The 17,360-nt window shown below is 64.6% G+C and carries 14 protein-coding genes; 10 read left to right on the forward strand and 4 right to left on the reverse strand.

The window, feature by feature from the left end:
* Nucleotides 1-46: 46 nt before the first annotated feature.
* The gene (locus ACSYG9_RS04965; RefSeq protein WP_454841408.1) at nucleotides 47-1,330 is read right to left on the reverse strand and encodes an amidohydrolase family protein; all 1,284 of its coding nucleotides are present in this window, start codon (nucleotides 1,328-1,330) and stop codon (nucleotides 47-49) included.
* Nucleotides 1,331-1,462: 132 nt separating this feature from the next.
* Nucleotides 1,463-3,118 (reverse strand): bifunctional fumarylacetoacetate hydrolase/alpha/beta hydrolase family protein, encoded by a 1,656-nt coding sequence (locus tag ACSYG9_RS04970; protein ID WP_454841410.1) that lies wholly within the window; start codon nucleotides 3,116-3,118, stop codon nucleotides 1,463-1,465.
* A 150-nt stretch (nucleotides 3,119-3,268) separates the two neighbouring features.
* Between ACSYG9_RS04970 and ACSYG9_RS04975 the strand changes: the two genes are divergently transcribed.
* From ACSYG9_RS04975 to ACSYG9_RS05000, 6 genes are all read left to right on the forward strand, one after another.
* Nucleotides 3,269-3,979 (forward strand): FCD domain-containing protein, encoded by a 711-nt coding sequence (locus ACSYG9_RS04975; RefSeq protein ID WP_440126089.1) that lies wholly within the window; start codon nucleotides 3,269-3,271, stop codon nucleotides 3,977-3,979.
* Nucleotides 3,980-4,290: 311 nt separating this feature from the next.
* Nucleotides 4,291-5,835, forward strand: coding sequence for an ABC transporter substrate-binding protein (locus ACSYG9_RS04980; RefSeq protein ID WP_454841412.1), 1,545 nt, complete (start codon nucleotides 4,291-4,293; stop codon nucleotides 5,833-5,835).
* 76 nt (nucleotides 5,836-5,911) lie between these two features.
* Nucleotides 5,912-6,859 carry an ABC transporter permease subunit gene (locus ACSYG9_RS04985; protein ID WP_440126091.1) on the forward strand — a complete coding sequence of 316 codons (948 nt, stop codon included), beginning with the start codon at nucleotides 5,912-5,914 and terminating at the stop codon, nucleotides 6,857-6,859.
* A complete protein-coding gene (locus tag ACSYG9_RS04990) occupies nucleotides 6,856-7,761 on the forward strand; it encodes an ABC transporter permease (RefSeq protein WP_454841414.1) in 906 nt (301 codons plus the stop codon). The genes ACSYG9_RS04985 and ACSYG9_RS04990 overlap by 4 nt, the downstream gene beginning before the upstream one ends.
* Nucleotides 7,758-8,744 (forward strand): ABC transporter ATP-binding protein, encoded by a 987-nt coding sequence (locus ACSYG9_RS04995; protein WP_454841416.1) that lies wholly within the window; start codon nucleotides 7,758-7,760, stop codon nucleotides 8,742-8,744. Before ACSYG9_RS04990 ends, ACSYG9_RS04995 begins: the two co-directional genes overlap by 4 nt.
* Nucleotides 8,741-9,739, forward strand: coding sequence for an oligopeptide/dipeptide ABC transporter ATP-binding protein (locus ACSYG9_RS05000; RefSeq protein WP_440126094.1), 999 nt, complete (start codon nucleotides 8,741-8,743; stop codon nucleotides 9,737-9,739). Before ACSYG9_RS04995 ends, ACSYG9_RS05000 begins: the two co-directional genes overlap by 4 nt.
* Before the next feature lie 143 nt (nucleotides 9,740-9,882).
* On the opposite strand, the gene ACSYG9_RS05005 is transcribed toward ACSYG9_RS05000, so the two are convergent.
* Nucleotides 9,883-10,563: a TetR family transcriptional regulator gene (locus tag ACSYG9_RS05005; protein ID WP_440126095.1), complete on the reverse strand. Its 681-nt coding sequence runs from the start codon at nucleotides 10,561-10,563 to the stop codon at nucleotides 9,883-9,885.
* A gap of 144 nt (nucleotides 10,564-10,707) precedes the next feature.
* Between ACSYG9_RS05005 and ACSYG9_RS05010 the strand changes: the two genes are divergently transcribed.
* The 4 genes from ACSYG9_RS05010 to ACSYG9_RS05025 all read left to right on the forward strand — a co-directional run bounded on the left by ACSYG9_RS05010 (nucleotide 10,708) and on the right by ACSYG9_RS05025 (nucleotide 15,933).
* Entirely contained in the window at nucleotides 10,708-11,742 is a 1,035-nt protein-coding gene (locus ACSYG9_RS05010; RefSeq protein ID WP_454841418.1) for a zinc-dependent alcohol dehydrogenase, read from the forward strand.
* 37 nt (nucleotides 11,743-11,779) lie between these two features.
* Complete coding sequence (locus tag ACSYG9_RS05015; RefSeq protein ID WP_454841419.1) at nucleotides 11,780-12,559, forward strand: carboxymuconolactone decarboxylase family protein; 780 nt, start codon at nucleotides 11,780-11,782, stop codon at nucleotides 12,557-12,559.
* Between the two features lie 182 nt (nucleotides 12,560-12,741).
* A complete protein-coding gene (locus tag ACSYG9_RS05020; protein WP_454841421.1) occupies nucleotides 12,742-14,166 on the forward strand; it encodes an ABC transporter substrate-binding protein in 1,425 nt (474 codons plus the stop codon).
* A gap of 96 nt (nucleotides 14,167-14,262) precedes the next feature.
* On the forward strand, nucleotides 14,263-15,933 hold the full coding sequence (locus tag ACSYG9_RS05025) for a hypothetical protein (RefSeq protein WP_454841423.1): 1,671 nt from the start codon (nucleotides 14,263-14,265) through the stop codon (nucleotides 15,931-15,933).
* A gap of 334 nt (nucleotides 15,934-16,267) precedes the next feature.
* Here ACSYG9_RS05025 and ACSYG9_RS05030 read toward each other — a convergent pair whose 3' ends face one another.
* Entirely contained in the window at nucleotides 16,268-17,218 is a 951-nt protein-coding gene (locus ACSYG9_RS05030; protein ID WP_440127542.1) for an ERCC4 domain-containing protein, read from the reverse strand.
* Nucleotides 17,219-17,360: the final 142 nt, after the last annotated feature.

Below are 17,360 nucleotides of genomic sequence, written 5' to 3' on the forward strand. Positions count from 1 at the left end.
CTGTTTCCGGCACACCGGGCGGTGCGCCGGAAACATGTGAGCAGTGTCAGGCAAGCACGGGAGTACTGCGATGGATCTCGTCGACCTCGGCGAGTCCCCGCTCACTTCCGCTGACGGGATCCTTGTGGAACGCGCCTTCCTTCATGATGCCGACGATGCGGTCCTTGTCCTGCAGGACAGTGATGTCTGCCAGCGGGTCGCCGTCGATCAGGACCAGATCAGCGTAGTATCCGGGCTTGATCTGGCCGAGTTCGTCAGGCATCCCCATGATTTCGCCACCGAGCTTGGTTGCCGACAACAGGGCGTCCTTGGGGCTGAAATCGAGGAGGTTCACGAAGTGGGCGAGATCGCGGGCGTAGGTTCCGTGAGGCGTCCACGCAAATCCGTAGTCGCCGCCGGGGAGCACACGAATGCCGCGAGCCTTCATCTTCTTGAGTCCTTCGATGGCGCACTCGAGTTCGTAGCGATAGCCCGCGGCTTCGGCCGCTTCGGACGGGTAGCCGAACGCTCCGGCATCCTCGAGGGTCGCCACGAGCCAATTGATACCGGGTGCGACGAAGATGCGGTCCTTCTGTGCCTCCATCATGTCCAGGCCTTCCTCATCGGTGAAGGAAGCGTGGTAGATGATGTCGACGCCGTTACGCAGCGACATTTTCACACTTTCACCGGAGCGGGCGTGGCTGCACACCCGAAGTCCCCGGCGGTGTGCTTCGGTGACGGCCGCGGCGGTTTCCTCGTCGGAGAAGTAATTGTCCTTGGCATGCTGGTTTCCGGTGATGTCTTCGCCGGACATCGACAGCTTGACGAGGTCTGCGCCGAGTTCGACGTTGCGGCGCACAGCTTTACGCATTTCCTCCGGCCCGTCGGCAAAGGCGGTGATGCCATCGACCAATGCGCCGCCGGTCACGGCGATCTCCTGGCAGTTCGCCAGGTAGCGTGGGCCGGGAATCTGGCCGCTGTTGATGGCGTCTCGGATGACCACATCCAGTCGTGGCTTGGCGGCAGCGGCACCGACGCACATGGTGTAGCCGTGGTCGATGTAGGTCAACGCGGAGCGGGCCGAGAGCAGGGTGTGTTCCTCGACGCCCATCGTTCCGAGGCCGGGCAGATCGGCGGAGTTCGTCCAGGAGAAGTGGGTGTGGGCATCGCACAGGGCGGGCATCAGGAACTTCCCTCCGCCATCGATGATCCGCGCGCCCGTGCGGTCGACGGCGCCGGTGCGGGCGGTGACCTCGGTGATGCGGCCGTCGGCGACGCGGACCTCGCCGATGTAGGGATCGGCATCGGTGGCATCGAAGATACGGACGTTGGTGAACACAGTGGTGGACATCGGTCCACCTCCTTTCGGGAAGCGCAATGGGGTGAGCGAGAAGGTGGCGCCCGGGGCGAGGCTGTCCCACAGGGGGCAGGGTCGGCTCCCGCCCCGGCGTGCGCCGGTCGGTTGGCTGCAGGAGTGTGCTGGTCAGCGGCTCAGGAAGTCGACGAGCATCGCCGTGACGCGGGCGGGGTCCTCGACGGTGTGCCAATGGCCGACGCGGTCGAGAATCTCGAGGCGGGAGTCGGTGATCGACTCGGCCAACTGCTCGTTGACGGCAGTGGGACTGACCTTGTCCTCGTCTCCGGTGATCAGCAGGGTCGGTGCGACGATGTCGGTGAACTTCGGTTCGGTGGCGGCGGCGAGGGCTTCGCAGGCGTTCGCGTAGCCGGCCGGATCCTGCCCGAGCAGCAGCTCTCGCACTGCGGCGACGGCAACCGGGCGGGCGGCCTTGGTTTCGGTCGAGAGTGCAGCGGCGACGATGGTGTCGGCCACTGCCTGCATGCCGCCTTCTCGGACGGTGCGGGCGCGGGCTCGTGTGGCGGACTGTGCCTGCTCGTTTTGGGCCCGCACCGCGCCCAGCAGCGCCAGATGCCCGACCCGGTCGGGATGGGTGGCCGCGAATGTGGTGGCGACCAGGGTGCCCATCGAGTGAGCTACGAGGTCGACTCGGTCGAGTCCTTCGGTGTCGAGCAGCGCGACGAGTTCGTCGACCCAGTTCTCGATGCTGTTCGGCCCGAGCGCCGGGGAACGTCCGTGGCCGGACAGGTCGTAGCGCAGCACGGTGTGTTGCTCGGCCAGAGCCTCGACCTGCGGTTCGTATACCGTACTGGCGCCGCCGAGTCCGTGGATCAGCACCACGGCCGGGCCGCTTCCTGTCTTCTCCACGAACAGCCGGCCAGAGCCGATTCGGGTGAGAGCCTCGGGTGCGTCGACACCCGCGATCACATTGCGTAGTTCACCGAGCCCGGGGGCAGAGACGATCATCTCGTCGCCGGGGGCCAGATACTTCGGCGGGTCGAATCCGATTCCGACTCCGACGGGTGTGCCGGTTGCGATCACATCTCCGGGTTCCAGGGTAATTCCTGCCGAGAGGGTCTCGATGATGGTGGGCACATCGAAGATCAGCTGGGCAGTGTTGGCGTCCTGACGCAACTCACCGTTGATGCGGGTCTGCAGCTGCAGGTCGTCGATGTCGATCTCGTCGGCAGACACGGCCCACGGCCCCATCGGACAGAACGTGTCGAGCGACTTGCCGATGAACCACTGCTTGTGAGAATGCTGCAGGTCACGGGCGGTGACATCGTTGATCAGCGTGTAACCCCACACGTAGTTCATCGCCTCGTCCTTGGAGACCTTCGAGGCGCGCTTGCCGATGATCACGCCGATCTCACCCTCGTAGTCGAGGGTGGAAGTGATGTCGACGTGCGGGTCCACCAGCTCACCGGAGGCGATCACCGACGCTGCCGGCTTGGTGAACACCACGGGATGCTCCGGGACGGGGTCGGTGTTGTTGTCGGTCGCGTCGAAACCGCTGCGCGCGAACTCTGCGGCGTGTTCGGAGTAGTTGCGTCCGACGCAGAGAATGTTGCGGTGCGGGGTGATCGGGGCGAGCAGCGAGCCTGTCGCGGCGGTGTCGTCCGCCTTGAGGCGAGAAAGTGCCGCTCTGCCGCCGGAGATGATCTGCTGCAACGTTTCCACCGGGGCACCGGTGTCGGTGAATGCGACCGGGCGTGCGGCGCCATTGTCATCGACCACGCAGATGCGCGCGCCCTCGGGAGTCTGGATTCGGGAAAAACGCACGGAAGTCCTCCTGTAGAACCAATGCCAACCAATCAGTGCAATCGGTGGCAATTCCCACGCTAGTGACAGCAAATGTGACCCACAACACACGACCTTGCAGGGAATTCGGCAGAGATTGGAGTATTTTTGGTTCTAATTGGTTGAAAGGCAATGATGTCTCCCGTCGGATCTGCAGCGCACGCGTTGCGTCACATCGAACAGCTCCTCGGTGAGGGTGCCTATCTTCCCGGCGACCGACTCCCCACCGAACGAGAACTCGCCGCAACAACCGGGCTCGGTCGAAACGCCGTCCGGGAAGCGCTGCATCATCTCGCCGATGCCGGAATCGTGACCCGGCATGTCGGCCGAGGCACTTTCCTGTCCACCACTCACACACCCGAAGTAGAGGCGAACGCCCCCAGCCCCTCCGACATCATGGCCGCACGACTGACGATCGAACCGTCGCTCATGCCAGCGGTGGTACTTGCCGCATCCGGTGCAGACCTCGCCGAACTGGAAAAATTTCTGCGCGAAGGTGAAAACGCGGCGTCTGCTTCGGAGTTCGAGCAGTGGGATGTTCGCTTCCATCACGGACTGGCCGCGGCGACCCACAACGAGGTGCTCATCGGCGTGAGTCGCTACCTCGTCCGATGCAGGCAAAAGCCGATCTGGGGCAGCTTGAAAAGCCGCACCTTCAGCACAGACACCCGCGATGCGTACTGTGCCGAACACGCCGCGATCTTGAACGCTGTCAAAGATCGTGACCCCGACGCGGCGGCCGAACATATGCGATCCCACCTCGTCCACGTTCAGCGCACGTTGACCGACCTTCGGCATCAGCCACACGCCGGCCGCCGAGTTCGCCCTCTCACCGATCGCTGATTTCAGGATCGACGACCGCAGACGTCAGGCTCGGACTCGGTTCCACGGCCACCCGCTTCCACCGAGGAAGGCGACGCCGGCGGACGGGTCGCCGGTAGAGGTTGCCCTGACCGATGCAGTGGCGACCGACCGACAGAACCTACGCAGCACTCGCTCGGCACGGGACCCACATGCGACTCCCGTTCAGCGAGACCCGCGGTGTGTTCCGGATCACCACACCATATGTTCGGCAGCGCCAGGAGGAACGGCACTTCGGTATCCGGTTGTCCTCCTGGTTTTTCTGTGGACGTACATGCTTCAGGAGGATCACCATGTCGATTGCGTCGAGAAGAAGTTCGACGGCCCGGTGGGTGGTTGCGCTCACGGCCTGCGCCGCACTACTGAGCGCCTGCGGCACCGCGACGACCACAAACTCGGGTGTCGCAGATCCCTTGATCCCCCTGCACTACGCCACCGTGTACGGGACGTCGTCGTTCGATCCGCACAAGACGACCATGACCAGCGACGCAACGATGCTCGCGCTCGTGTACGACCGCCTCGTCCACCGCGACCACCAGGCCCAGCCCGTACCGGGCCTCGCCGAATCCTGGGAACTGACCGACACGGCACTGACCCTCCACCTGCGCGAAGGTGTGACGTTCGCCGACGGCGCCCCACTCGACTCCGCCGCGGTCGTCGCAAACCTCGAGCGCGCGCTCGAACCCGATTCGATCACTGCACCGATGCTGCAGTCCGTCGCCGGGGTGTCCGCACCGGATGCACAGACCGTCGTACTGGCGCTGGATGGTCCCGGCGCGCAACTCGTCCTCACCCTCTCCGACTTGCCCGGGATGATCGTGAATCCCGATGCTTTCAGCTCGCCGGAGAAGGCCGGGGCACTCGCGCTGAGCCCGGCCGGAGCAGGCCGGTACACCGTCACCCGGTCGCAGCCCGGCGCCGAATACGAGTTCACCGCCAGGCCCGACTACTGGGATCCCGAAGCCATCGGCACCGACACCTTCGTGTGGACGGTGATGACCGATCCGCAGGCACGGCTCAGTGCCGTCTCCACCGGCGACCTCGACGTAGCCATCACTACGCCGCTGACCATCGACGCGGCGGAGCAGCAGGGGCTGCAGGTACAGACAGCGCTGCGACTCGACCATATGGCGATCAACTTCAACCGTAGCCGCGGCGAGTTCGGCAAACTCGAAGTGCGCCAGGCCATCGCACACGCCATCGATCGCCAGTCGATTGCCGACAGCGCGATGGAAGGCCACGCTGCGCCCGCCAGCCAGGACTTCCCGGAAGGCTACTTCGCCTACAACCCGGATCTCGCCGACGCCTACGCATACAACCCTGACGAGGCGCGTCGTCTGCTCGCTGCAGCGGGGCTACCCAACGGCTTCTCCTTCACCGCGGTACTCCTGAACCTCCCCGAGAACGTGCAGGTAGCGCAGATCGTGCAGCAGCAGCTCGCGCAGGTCGGCATCGACATGCAACTCCAGCCGCTGCCACCGTCGGACGCTTCCCCCACCTTCAACCGCGGCGACGCCGACGCGTACGTCACCACTTTCACCGGACGCTCCGATCCGTCCCTGCTCCTGTCGTCCCTGTACGGCGAGAACTCGCCTCAGAACCCCTCTCGCGCAACTGTTCCCGGATTCAACGAGGCACTCGACGCGGCCAACCGCGAGTCCGACCTGCAGGTACGCGGCGAGTTGCTGGGAGACGTCTCGACCCTCGTCAGCGACAACGCCCTTTCCGTACCGCTCGTGTTCTTCGAGCTCGGCTCCACGCTCACCGACCAGGTGGTGGGCTACGAACCGAACATCCTCGTCGACGAATGGCGCGGAGTCGGTATTGCCGGCGAATGATCCCCGCAGGTGCGTCGTCGTCGATGACGGCGACGCACCTGCGTCGGACACCCACCGACAGAACAGGACGTAAACGATGCTCCGCCTGATCGGGCAACGACTGCTCGCGGTGATCCCTCTGCTGTTGATCGCCACCGCCATCACCTTCGGACTCATCCTCCTCATCCCCGGCGACCCGGCCCAGCGCATCGCAGGCGAGAACGCCACAGCGGAGCAGATCGACGCCATCCGCCTCGAGCTCGGCCTCGACAAGCCCCTGGTCGTGCAGTATTTCGACTTCGTGACCAGCCTGCTGCGCGGTGACCTGGGGACGAGCTTCACCTACCAGGCACCCGTCCTCGACATGATCGTCGACCGGTTGCCCGTCACGCTCTCCCTCACTGTCGTCGCCGTCTTCATCGCGCTGCTCATCGGCATTCCCGCGGGTATCGCAGGCGGCAGTCGGCCCGGCAGCCGACTGGACCGCACCACCGGTGTCGGCACCACGCTCGGAGTCGCCACCCCCAACTTCGTGCTGGGTTTGATCCTCGTGATGATTTTCTCGCTCACCCTCCGCGCATTGCCGTCGACCGGGTACACACCGCTGGCAAAAGGATTGTGGCCGTGGCTCAGTCATCTGCTGCTCCCCGCTGTCGCGTTGGGTCTCGCCGCAGCGGCCGAGATAGCGCGGCAACTCCGTAGTTCCATGATCGACGTCTTGCAGCAGGACTACGTCCGCACGGCCACCGCGAAAGGACTGGGACGACGACGGGTGCTGTGGAAACACGCCCTGAAGAACGCGTTCATCCCCACCGCTACCGTCCTCGGCATGCAGGTCGCGTTCCTGCTCGGCGGCACCGCTGTCATCGAATCCGTTTTCGGCCTCAAAGGGCTGGGAGACTTCGCCGTGCAGGCAGTGCTATCCGGCGATCTCCCTGCGATCCAGGGCATCGTGATCTTCGGCGTCCTCGCGACGGTCGTCATGAGCCTGCTCGTCGACATCTCGTACGGCTATCTCAACCCGAGGATGAGGAGCGCCGCATGAGCGACACCGTCCAGATCGCAGCCCTGGCCGACGAGCAGTCCGTGGTCGCTGCCGAAAGCCCGCGACGCCGGTTTCTGCGGCGGTTCCGTGGGCGTCCCGCCGCGATCGTCGCGGCCGTATTCCTGTTGCTGCTGGTGCTCTTCGGTCTGTTCGCGTCCGTGATCGCCCCGCATGATCCGCTCGTCCAGGACCTCACCGCACGCCGGCTTCCGCCGCTGTCCGACGGCTATCTGCTCGGCACCGACAATCTCGGCCGCGACACCCTCTCGCGACTGCTCTACGGTGCCCGCGTCGCGGTCTTCTCGGCAGCGATCTCCGTCACGGTCGGACTCGTCATCGGTGTGGTGCCCGCACTCGTCGCCGGATTTCTCGACGGCTGGTGGGATGCCGTGCTGTCGCGGATCGCTGACGCCTTCCTGAGTTTCCCCCCGTTGCTGCTGGCCATGGCCATCGTCGGAGTCATGGGGACGAACCTGACCAACGCGATGATTGCTATCGGAATCGTGTTCGGACCAAGATTCTTCCGCGTGGTCCGAGGATCTGTCATCGGCGTTCGCGAGAACACCTTCATCGAAGCATCTCGCAGCATCGGCACCCCCACCGCGCGCATCGTCAGGGAACACATTCTGCCGCACACGCTCTCACCGCTGATCGTGCAGATCAGTCTCGCGTGCGGATTCGCGATGCTGGCCGAATCCTCCCTCAGCTTCCTCGGGTTGGGTGTTCAACCACCCGACGCCAGCTGGGGACGGATGCTGGCCGAAGGCCGCGAAGCATGGAACTACACGATGTGGCCGGTCGCGATACCTGCGCTCGCGATCATCGCGGCCGTGCTCGCCTGCAACACCCTCGGCGACGGCATCCGCGACTCCGTTGGCCGCGAGAACAGGAGCAACCGTTGAACGAGCCGCTACTGAGCGTCGAAGGCCTCTCCGTCGAGTTCGCGACCGCCACAGGCTGGTCCCCGGTATTGCAGGACGTGTCCTTCCGCATCGGCGCGGGCGAACTCCTCGGACTCGTCGGCGAATCCGGATCCGGCAAGTCCGTCACCTGTTCGTCGGTACTCCGTTTGCTCCCCGAACGGCAGTCCCGCATCGGGTCGGGCACCGTCCGGTTCCGCGGTCGCGACATGCTCACGATGCCCGAGCGCGAACTCGACGGCGTGCGCGGCAACGACATCGCGATGATCTTCCAGGAACCGATGACGAGCCTGAACCCTGTGTTCACGGTCGGCGACCAGATCTCCGAAGTCGTGCGCAGGCACCGCCGTGTCGGGAAGAAGGCCGCGACAGCGCGCGCCGTCGAAGTCCTCGATCTCGTCGGGATCCCCGACGCCGCACGGCGCGTAGCGCAGTATCCACACGAGTTCTCCGGCGGCATGCGTCAACGCGCGATGATCGCGATGGCCCTCGCGTGCGAGCCGTCCCTGCTCATCGCCGACGAACCGACCACCGCACTCGACGTCACCATCCAAGCGCAGGTCCTCGACCTCATCCGCGAGATGGCCGAACGTTTCGACATGGGTGTGCTGTTCGTGACCCACGATCTCGGCGTGGTCGCAGACCTGTGCACCGACGTCGTCGTGATGTATGCGGGTCAGGTCGTCGAGCATGCGCGCGCCGAAGACCTCTTCTCTTCACCCCGCCACCCGTACACCGAGGGTCTCTTGCGGTCGGTACCCAGCATCGACGGCCGCAGCACCCTCCACACGATCCCCGGATCACCACCTGCGCCGAGCGCCATGCCTCGCGGTTGCCGGTTCGGGCCGCGCTGCGAGCATCGCATCGACAGCTGCCTGACCGAGGTGGCGCTCGCCGATGTCGATGACGGACGCAGCGCGCGGTGTGTTCGTACCACCGAGCTGACTCTGGAGAGAAGTCGATGACCGTGACCGTCGGAACTGTGTCGCCCACTCCGATCCTGAGCGTGCGCAACCTGCGCGTCGAATTCTCCGCCCCGCGAACACGCGGACGGAAACGGCGTGTGGTGCGCGCCGTCGACGACGTCAGCTTCGATCTCCGGCCAGGCGAAACCTTCGCGCTGGTCGGCGAATCCGGATCGGGAAAATCGACGACTGCGCGCGGCATCCTGCGGCTCGTGGACATCGCCGACGGAACGGTGCTGCTCGATGGTGTGGACATCACCGCGCTGAAGGGTCGCGAGCTGCGATCGGCCCGCCGCAACATGCAGATGGTGTTCCAGGATCCGTACTCGTCGCTGGATCCGGCGCGCACGGTCGGCGAGGCGATCGCCGAGCCCCTCGAAGTCCACACCGACCTCGATGCGGACGCGCTGCGACGCAGAATCAGCGACCTGCTCGAGCAGGTCGGGTTGCGGCCCGAGCATGCGCAGCGGTATCCGTACGAGTTCTCGGGTGGTCAGCGTCAACGGATCGCGATCGCCAGGGCCATCGCCGTGGAACCGAAGGTGGTGATCGCCGACGAAGCCGTCAGCGCGCTGGACGTATCCACGCAGAATCAGGTGATCGCCCTGCTCGAACGGCTCTCGACGGAGCTGGGTATCGCGTTCCTGTTCATCGCACACGACCTCGCAGTAGTGCGGCACATCGCCCACACCACCGCGGTGATGTATCTGGGTCGCATCGTCGAGTGGGGACCGACCGATCGTCTCTTCACGGAGCCTGCTCACCCGTATACGAAGGCGTTGCTGTCGGCGGTCCCGGTTCCGGATCCCATGCGTCAGCGCACACGCGACCGTATACGGCTCACCGGTGAGCTACCTGATCCGGCGAACCCACCGGCGGGTTGCGCCTTCAGTACCCGTTGCCCGGTGGCGCTCCCGGTGTGCCGCAGCGAACGACCCGAGGCGACGGGTGTCTCCAGTGGCGGCCAGGCTGCGTGTCACCTGCTGACCACCTGAGCGCCGGACCGCCATGGACGAGTGGCAACCCTGCCACAGACACGACGGTCGACCGACTTTCCATCGCTACCACGGGTTTCCACAGGTTTCGAACCATAGGAAACCCGTGCAAGTGGGGGAAACTTCGGCGCAGACACTGCACTTCAGGGAAGCTTCCGGAACACCGGAGCACCCTGGGGTGAGTTCTCGAGAGCCGCGAGCGTTTCCTCGGACGGAGGCGTCGTCAGGATGCTGACGAGCAAGTCCAGCAGTTGACTCACATGCAGCGCGTACGGCGCCACGGCGATCCCCTGCATGCGCATCCGGTGCCGGTCGGCGGAGATGGACACACATACTGCGGATGCCTGATGAATGCGCATGTCGCGGACAGGCTGCGGGATGTAGTCGAGCAGACGATCCAACCGGTCGTAGTAGTTGCGCTTGGACTCACGGTGACTTGCGGTCAGGTCATCCATCGGGTGGCTTTCCCGCAGCAGGAGCTCCAGAAACGGCAGGTAGTAGCAATCCTTGTCCTCCGCGAGTTCGATCAGCGGGAGTTGGTGAGCTTCGAGAATTCGTCGCACGTCGCCGTCGGGCAGTCTTGCTTCGAGTAGCTCACGACGATGCGTCAGTCCGTCGATCCGGTTGATCAGGATGGCCTGGATGAGATTCTCTTTGGTGCCGAAGTGATATTGCACCGCGGATTTGTTGGCCATGCCTGCGGCAACACTGATGTGGCGGAGTGGGACACCGTCGAGCCCGTGCAAGGCGTAGAGACGTTCAGCGGTGAGCACCAGCTGCTGCTTCGACGACGGCGCGACGGCGTGGTTCCGCTGTTCTGACATGCACCAAATGTAACCACCTCTCGACAAGTTAAGTCCTAGGACTTACTGTTCAGTTCACCGAGCGAGATTGAGCACTTCGTGGAGCACCGAACAACGCTCCAGCACGTCGACGAACGTACGAGTGCACCACCCGAGAGGTGCAGCATGAGCCGAGCCATTGTGTTCTCCGGTGACGAAACGTGGGAAGAGCGCGAATTCCCGGAACCCGACCCGCCTTCCGGGGGTGCCGTGCTACGGGTCGAATCGACAGGCCTGTGCCACAGCGATGTCGATCATTTCCGCGGAAACATCCACACCTCGTGGGGAGGCGCATTTCCATCCGTGCCCGGTCACGAGATTGTTGGCCGCATCGACAAGATCCGGCCTGCCACCGCCGCACAATGGGGCGTCGAGGAGGGCGACCGCGTTGCGGTGCGCGAACTCGTGATCACCCCCGACGGAAATCGAATCTACGGACACGACTTCTCCATCCATGAAGGTTCCGGCCTGTACGGCGGGTTCGGCGAGCATCTCGAGCTGCTCCCGGGTTCGAAGGTCTATCGGCTGCGCGATGACCGCCCCGCCGACGAACTGACCTTCTTCGAGCCCCTGAGCTGCGCGGTGACCTGGGTGAAACCGGTCCGCAAGGACGACACTGTCGTCATCGAAGGGCCGGGCCACATGGGCATGGCCACCATAGTGGCCGCACGCGCTGCGGGTGCCTCGACGATCATCGTGACCGGGACCGCACGCGACCGATTCCGCCTCGACCATGCGCTGCGAGTCGGCGCCGACCACACCATCGACGCCGAGAACGAAGACGCCGTCGACCGGGTCCGTGACATCACGAACGGACAGATGGCCGATGTCGTCATCGATGCCGCATCGGGAAGTCCCGTGACGGTCAACCTGGCCATGGACCTCGTACACAAAGGCGGCCACGTAGTTCTGGCGGGGATGAAGGACGGGCCGCTGGAGGGCTTCCATCCGGACTGGATCCCCACCAGGCGCATCACCCTGCACCCGGGGGCGGGTATCGACACCGAGCACGCGGTCGAACTCATCAACGCGGGAAAGATCCCCACCGCCGACCTGCTGGGCGACAGCTACCCACTCGACCGGTTCGCGGACGCGTTCTCGCACATGACCGAGCGCACGCCCGCACACGACTCCATCCGAATCGCCTTGACCCTCTGCTGATCACCGCGCTGCCACTTCCCAACGAAGGAACTCGAATATGAGCAACAACCTGGCCGACGAGACGTTCCGCACCGTCCTGCGCCGCGAGCCCACCGAGATCACCACGCCCTTCCAGCAGGTTTCACGCGACTTCGTTTTCGGCGACGTGTGGTTGCGCCCCGGGCTGAGCCGCAAAGATCGTCGGTGGATCGCTCTGGCCTGCGTCGCCGGCGCAGATGCGCCAGGACCCATCGAGGCGTATGTGCGCGCCGCCCTCGACAGCGGTGACATCGAACTGGAAGAGATGCTCGAATTCGTCCTCCACTTCGCCGTGTACAGCGGGTGGCCCAAGGCCGCGCATCTCGAAGGTGCCGTCATCAGGCAATGGACACAGATTCACCACGACCGCGGTCAAGAACCCGGGCCGTGGCCGGAACTGTCGCACGACACTCTCGGACCTTCGGACTGGGACACACGATTCGAGGGCGGCGCACAGGAGTTCCTCGACGTCAATCTCATTCCCGCACCTCCCCACACCACGCCCTACCGGCACGCAGGCATCCTCAACTTCGTCTTCGGCCATGTATGGCAGCGACCCGGTCTCACCCGACGTGAGCGACGTATCATCACCGTCGCCTGCGTCGCCTTCGCCGACGCTCCCACTCCGATGAAGAGCCATGTCACCGCCGCGCTGCACTCGGGTGACATCACCAAGCCCGAGATGGACGAGATCGTCCTCCAGTTCTCTGCGTACTACGGGTTCGCGAAGGGTGAAGCGCTCAGCGAAGTCGCCGAAACAGCATGGGCACAAAGGCCTGCGACCCTCGCCAAGGCATAGCCGACAAGCCTCCCGCATCACCGACACCCGAAAGTTCAACGATGATCCGACACTGGCGTGCCCTCTCCCGATTCGCAGCAGTCTGCTCCGCGGTGCTCCTCCTCGGCGCTTGCGGTGGGACATCCGATCCCGGGGGCTCCGACGGCGAGCCGATCGCCGGCGGGAATCTGAATGCGATACAGATGACTGAGCCGCGCACACTCGATCCCGCGAACATGTCCAACAGCTGGGCGTTCCAATCACTGCTGGGTAACGCTCTTTACGGCACGCTGATCACCAATGACGTCGAGTCGCTGGAGATCAACGACTCCATGGCCACCGACGCCTCCACGAGCGACGAGGGCCGGACATTCACGTTGACCCTCCGCCCTGGACTGTCCTTCACCGACGGCACTCCCCTCGACGCCGCCGCGGTGAAGTTCAACTGGGATCGCCTACGTGATCCGGCACTGGGTTCGACCTCCCGCCGCCAGGCCATGCAGATCACCGCAACAGACGTGGTGGACGAGACCACCTTGACAGCAACTCTGGATCCACCGAATCCGCACTTCGCGGACAGCCTCGTCCAGTCCTCGATGAACTGGATTGCGTCTCCCACCGCACTACAGCAAGGGCAAGCCGCCTTCGACGCGAACCCCGTTGGAGCAGGACCGTTCACACTTGTCGACTGGGCACGGCAGGACAGAATCGATCTCGCGAAGAACGACGGCTACTGGGATGCGCCGAAGCCCTACCTCGACAGCATCACGCTACGTACGTCACCCGACACCAATCAACGACTCAACGCCGTTGTGTCGGGCGCCGCAGACCTGACCGCCGACTCGAACTGGTCCACCATCGCACGCGCAGAAGACGGCGGACTTCACGTCGAGACAGTCCCCATGGGCGGCGGCCAGTTCCTCGGAATGAACATGCGACGCGCTCCCTTCGACGACGAACGCGCGCGGCGCGCAATCGCTCTCGCTGTCGATCCGGCCACCATCAACGCCGCCGTGTACCCAGGAGCTGGTGACGAGCAATTTCCGCGCACCGTTTTCCAGGAGTCGTCACCGTTCTACAGCGATCTCCCGTTCACCCGACCCGACAAGGACGCCGCTCAGCAGTTGTTCGACGAGTTGGCAGCCGAGGGCAAGCCGGTGTCGTTCACGTTCGTCGGCTACTCGTCGGCCGAGAACAAGGTGGCAGCCGAGGCATTGCAGGCCAATCTCACGGAGTTCGACAACGTCGAGGTCGACATCGAGATCGTGGACAATACAGAAGGCGTAACGAGGTTGACCGGCCACGACTTCGACATGATGATCACCTCGGCCCTGGTCCAGGATCCCGATGCTGCGTTGTGGTCGGCATTCCACCCCGACTCCTCGGGCAACTTCATGGGTGTCGACGACGCTGCTCTCACCCAGGCCCTCGACGCCGGCCGCAACGCCGACACCGTTGAGGTGCGACGCGAAGCGTACGACGTTGCGCAGCGCCGGCTCGTCGACCTGAATGTCGGACTGTGGTACGTCCGAGGTGCGCCGTCGGTGATAGCCGCGAACGACCTCGAGGGAATTCTGATGTACGGGTCGGGGTCACTCTTGCCCGAGGAGCTTCAGTTCACAAAGTAGCGTCGGCACCCAATAGCGAACAGCACTCCCGTGGCGGCCGATGTCGAATGGGATTCCGACATACCGCATCGGCCGAGAGTGCCGTTAGAATCCGGCATGCCTTACGCCGTCCCGCCCGCCGATCCCAACATCCGACTCGAAATCAACGCCTACGCTCCCACTGCACTTCAGGACGTAGGAATCGCGTATTGGCGGCTGGACGGACTCGACCCGGAGACCGGCGAGCCGGTATGGGAGCACAACGTCGGGGCACTCCCCTACAAGATGTGGTCGGGTGGAGCACACTATGCAGCCGCCGCTGCCGTCGCCGCAACGCTCCTCGGCTACTGGTGCGCTTCTTGTAAAGGTGAGCTGGTCTTGACGTCGAGGCAAGCGCTGTCCGATGCCCTCGTCGGGAAAGCCGTCGAGTGCCGCCGATGCAATACCCGTGTCGACGATCAGGCAGCCGGGATTCTCAATCCACGCGCGCTCACGGCCAGCGCCCGACGCGCGATCGAGGCACAAGGGCACGTAGCCGTCGAACAGGCGCGCCGCGAAGTGATCGCTGAGCAGTATCCGGTGGAGTCCGTCGACCCGGAGCAGCTGCTCGCCGACGCTTCGCTCCCGGCGAAGCTCGGAGCGCTGTCGGTGATCCACGCGGTGGGCGACACGGACGGGTTGATCTATCCCATCGAGATCAACGATCGGACGATCGCCCCGAACGCATCACTCAGCAAGGACCTTTTCATCGCAGCCTGGGACGGAGGGCTGCTCCAGGTCCATCCGACCTCACCGACGAGTTCGTTCACGTGGGACGGCGGCACCGGTCTCGGCGAAGGTTTCTACACCAACCGCGCCAGGTTCTTCGTTCCCGGCGAAGAGCCCGTCGAGAGCCGACTCGCGGGCTTCGTCGATCTCCTTCTTGCACAACTGGATCCAGATCGCATGTCGTCGTCCGACCGCACCGAACTGGCTGAGCTCGCGCAGCATCTCGTCGCCGAGGAATCGGGTCGATACTTCATTCGCATGCTCAGCGAGCACAATCTGCCGGAGCTCACCGAGACCCAAGAAGAGGAACTACGTGCTGTCACACTGCGCGGCGCGGGGCTGTTCCCGATCGGGCATCTGGACCGCATGGCCTGGGGAGCCACCCGCGATGCAGCCGGCGCCTTTCATCGCAACGCCGGTATGCCGGGAGCCAATGCGAACACCTACGGGTTGAAACAGTTCGAACGCTGGATTCAGGGCGCTACCGACAATCCGAGTGTGCTCTCCGAACCGTTCAGCGAAGAGGAACGAAACCTCCCCCTTTCGTCGGCCACCGGCATCGTGTTCCGCACCGTTCTCGGTCTCGACCCGATGAGCGCGAGCCCCAGCGATATCGCCGGAGCACTCACCGAAGCCCCCACCGACATCCCGGCCGCCGAGCCGCTCGACGACTGCGACGCGCGCATCCCCGATCACCATCAGCTGATGGAATGGCTCAGGACCTCGCCCTACTACTGGGAGGACGGTAAGTTCCGGAAGGCGCTCGGCCTGATCGAAGGCTCGCCTCCTCAGGTCTGCGCGCCGGGCTGCGCGCACGAACGCATCGCGCATGTCGCCCGTGAATGCGGTGGCGTCTACGATCGCATCGTCTCGATGCTCGGGGATGCCGACGCGGCCATCCTCACCGCTGAGGCGACTGCCGTGGCCAACGCGCTCGATGACGAAGTGCGCGCCGGCGACGCACTGCTCACTGCGGTCGTCCACGCGCTGCAGGCGCAACCCTCTCCTGGATCGAACTGACCCCGACCTACAAACACGTCGGCGAGTGTCAGTGTGGCCGATCGCCGCTTTGTGCTCGCCTCCAACCTCCGACATGAGAAATGTTCCGGAGACCGCGTCGGCTTCGTATCGTGTGCACCACGGGAGGATGTGCACCGGCGTCACGCCCGGCCGAGACTCCGGAACCTCGCGTGCCCAACAGATTCCGTACTACGAGGATCTGTCCCGGCTCCAGCTCCAGCTATCGAGATCGAGGAGATGCACCGTTGACGAGCAACACCCGGCGGTGGAACGTCCACCCGTCAAGGGCCGACACGGTCCGGAACGACCTGGTCGCGGCACTTCACCACAACACCTACCCGTGAGCGGAACGCCAGGCAGCCCACACCTCGGGGCGGAGCCGACCACGATCAGGCACATCGAAGCCTTCCCCGCGAGCCCACGCGCGCACCTGCGCGGTGGACGGTTCTGCGGCGGCAGCGTCGTTCTGCTGCGGTGTGATGCGTTCGCGGGCGGTGTCTTCGATGCCCGCCCACTCGTGCGCGGCAGCAAGGTACCGGTAGGTCCACTCCTCGGCGAGCTGCCGGGTCTCACAGAACACGATCGGCACACTCGGGTAGCGGACCTGCAGTTCGGCAAGGCCGTCCGCGATCACCGCGGGCCTGACCCGTTCGAACTTGAACACGGACGAGTAGCGGTCTTCCACCACCACCGAAGCGCGCGGAATAGCTGCCAGTTCGGCCATCGCGAAACGCAGCTTCCCGCTGGTCAGACTGCCCACCAGATCGGCCAACGACTTGCGTTCGACCGACGCCACCAGCTTGTCGTCGACGACAAGCCCGTAGTCGCCACACGGCAGCGCCCGCGTCAACGTGGCGACCTGCTGCCCGGGGAATTTGTATGCGTAGCGCTCGTGGGAATCGACGACGATCGTCAGATCGGGGATACCTGCGGCCCGAGCGACCGGGGTGCGCACGTTCGGACGCGCCTGTTTCCTGGTGCGCGGCGACTGCCAGAACACAGCGTCACGGCCGCGGGCTTTGGTGAATACGATCTGGGACCGGTTTTCTCGTCCCCGATCCAGCACCACGTCGATCGCGGCGCCGCGGCGCACACAGGAACGCAGCGCCACCTGCTCGACGATCTCGGGGTTGCCAGGCCACTCGTCGGTCGAAACTGGATAGCAGAACAACGCTTTGGTGCGCGGCCAGGTATCGGAAGTGCGGAACACCAGTCCGCCCGCAAGCGGGAGTCGCAGCAGGAACGGCAACCGCGAGGCCTGGTCCGGATTGCGGGCAATCACCATGTCCACAGTGCTCAGCAGCCTCCCACTCGGCGGTTCATATCGAGCAGTATCCGATACAGCGTGTGCACCGACAACCTTTCCGCTGTTGCAGCGCGACGCTCGCGACTCGATGGCACATCAGATCGGTTGAAGGCGCCCAGCG

It is taken from the genome of Rhodococcus sp. SJ-2, assembly GCF_053750035.1.

What these genes read in the sequence shown, in the direction of transcription:
- ACSYG9_RS04965 (WP_454841408.1), bottom strand. Translation starts at nt 1,330, where the DNA reads ATGTCCACCACTGTGTTCACCAACGTCCGTATCTTCGATGCCACCGAT.
- ACSYG9_RS04975 (WP_440126089.1), top strand. Translation starts at nt 3,269, where the DNA reads ATGATGTCTCCCGTCGGATCTGCAGCGCACGCGTTGCGTCACATCGAA.
- ACSYG9_RS04980 (WP_454841412.1), top strand. Translation starts at nt 4,291, where the DNA reads ATGTCGATTGCGTCGAGAAGAAGTTCGACGGCCCGGTGGGTGGTTGCG.
- ACSYG9_RS04985 (WP_440126091.1), top strand. Translation starts at nt 5,912, where the DNA reads ATGCTCCGCCTGATCGGGCAACGACTGCTCGCGGTGATCCCTCTGCTG.
- ACSYG9_RS04990 (WP_454841414.1), top strand. Translation starts at nt 6,856, where the DNA reads ATGAGCGACACCGTCCAGATCGCAGCCCTGGCCGACGAGCAGTCCGTG.
- ACSYG9_RS05000 (WP_440126094.1), top strand. Translation starts at nt 8,741, where the DNA reads ATGACCGTGACCGTCGGAACTGTGTCGCCCACTCCGATCCTGAGCGTG.
- ACSYG9_RS05005 (WP_440126095.1), bottom strand. Translation starts at nt 10,563, where the DNA reads ATGTCAGAACAGCGGAACCACGCCGTCGCGCCGTCGTCGAAGCAGCAG.
- ACSYG9_RS05010 (WP_454841418.1), top strand. Translation starts at nt 10,708, where the DNA reads ATGAGCCGAGCCATTGTGTTCTCCGGTGACGAAACGTGGGAAGAGCGC.
- ACSYG9_RS05015 (WP_454841419.1), top strand. Translation starts at nt 11,780, where the DNA reads ATGAGCAACAACCTGGCCGACGAGACGTTCCGCACCGTCCTGCGCCGC.
- ACSYG9_RS05020 (WP_454841421.1), top strand. Translation starts at nt 12,742, where the DNA reads ATGACTGAGCCGCGCACACTCGATCCCGCGAACATGTCCAACAGCTGG.
- ACSYG9_RS05025 (WP_454841423.1), top strand. Translation starts at nt 14,263, where the DNA reads ATGCCTTACGCCGTCCCGCCCGCCGATCCCAACATCCGACTCGAAATC.
- ACSYG9_RS05030 (WP_440127542.1), bottom strand. Translation starts at nt 17,218, where the DNA reads ATGGTGATTGCCCGCAATCCGGACCAGGCCTCGCGGTTGCCGTTCCTG.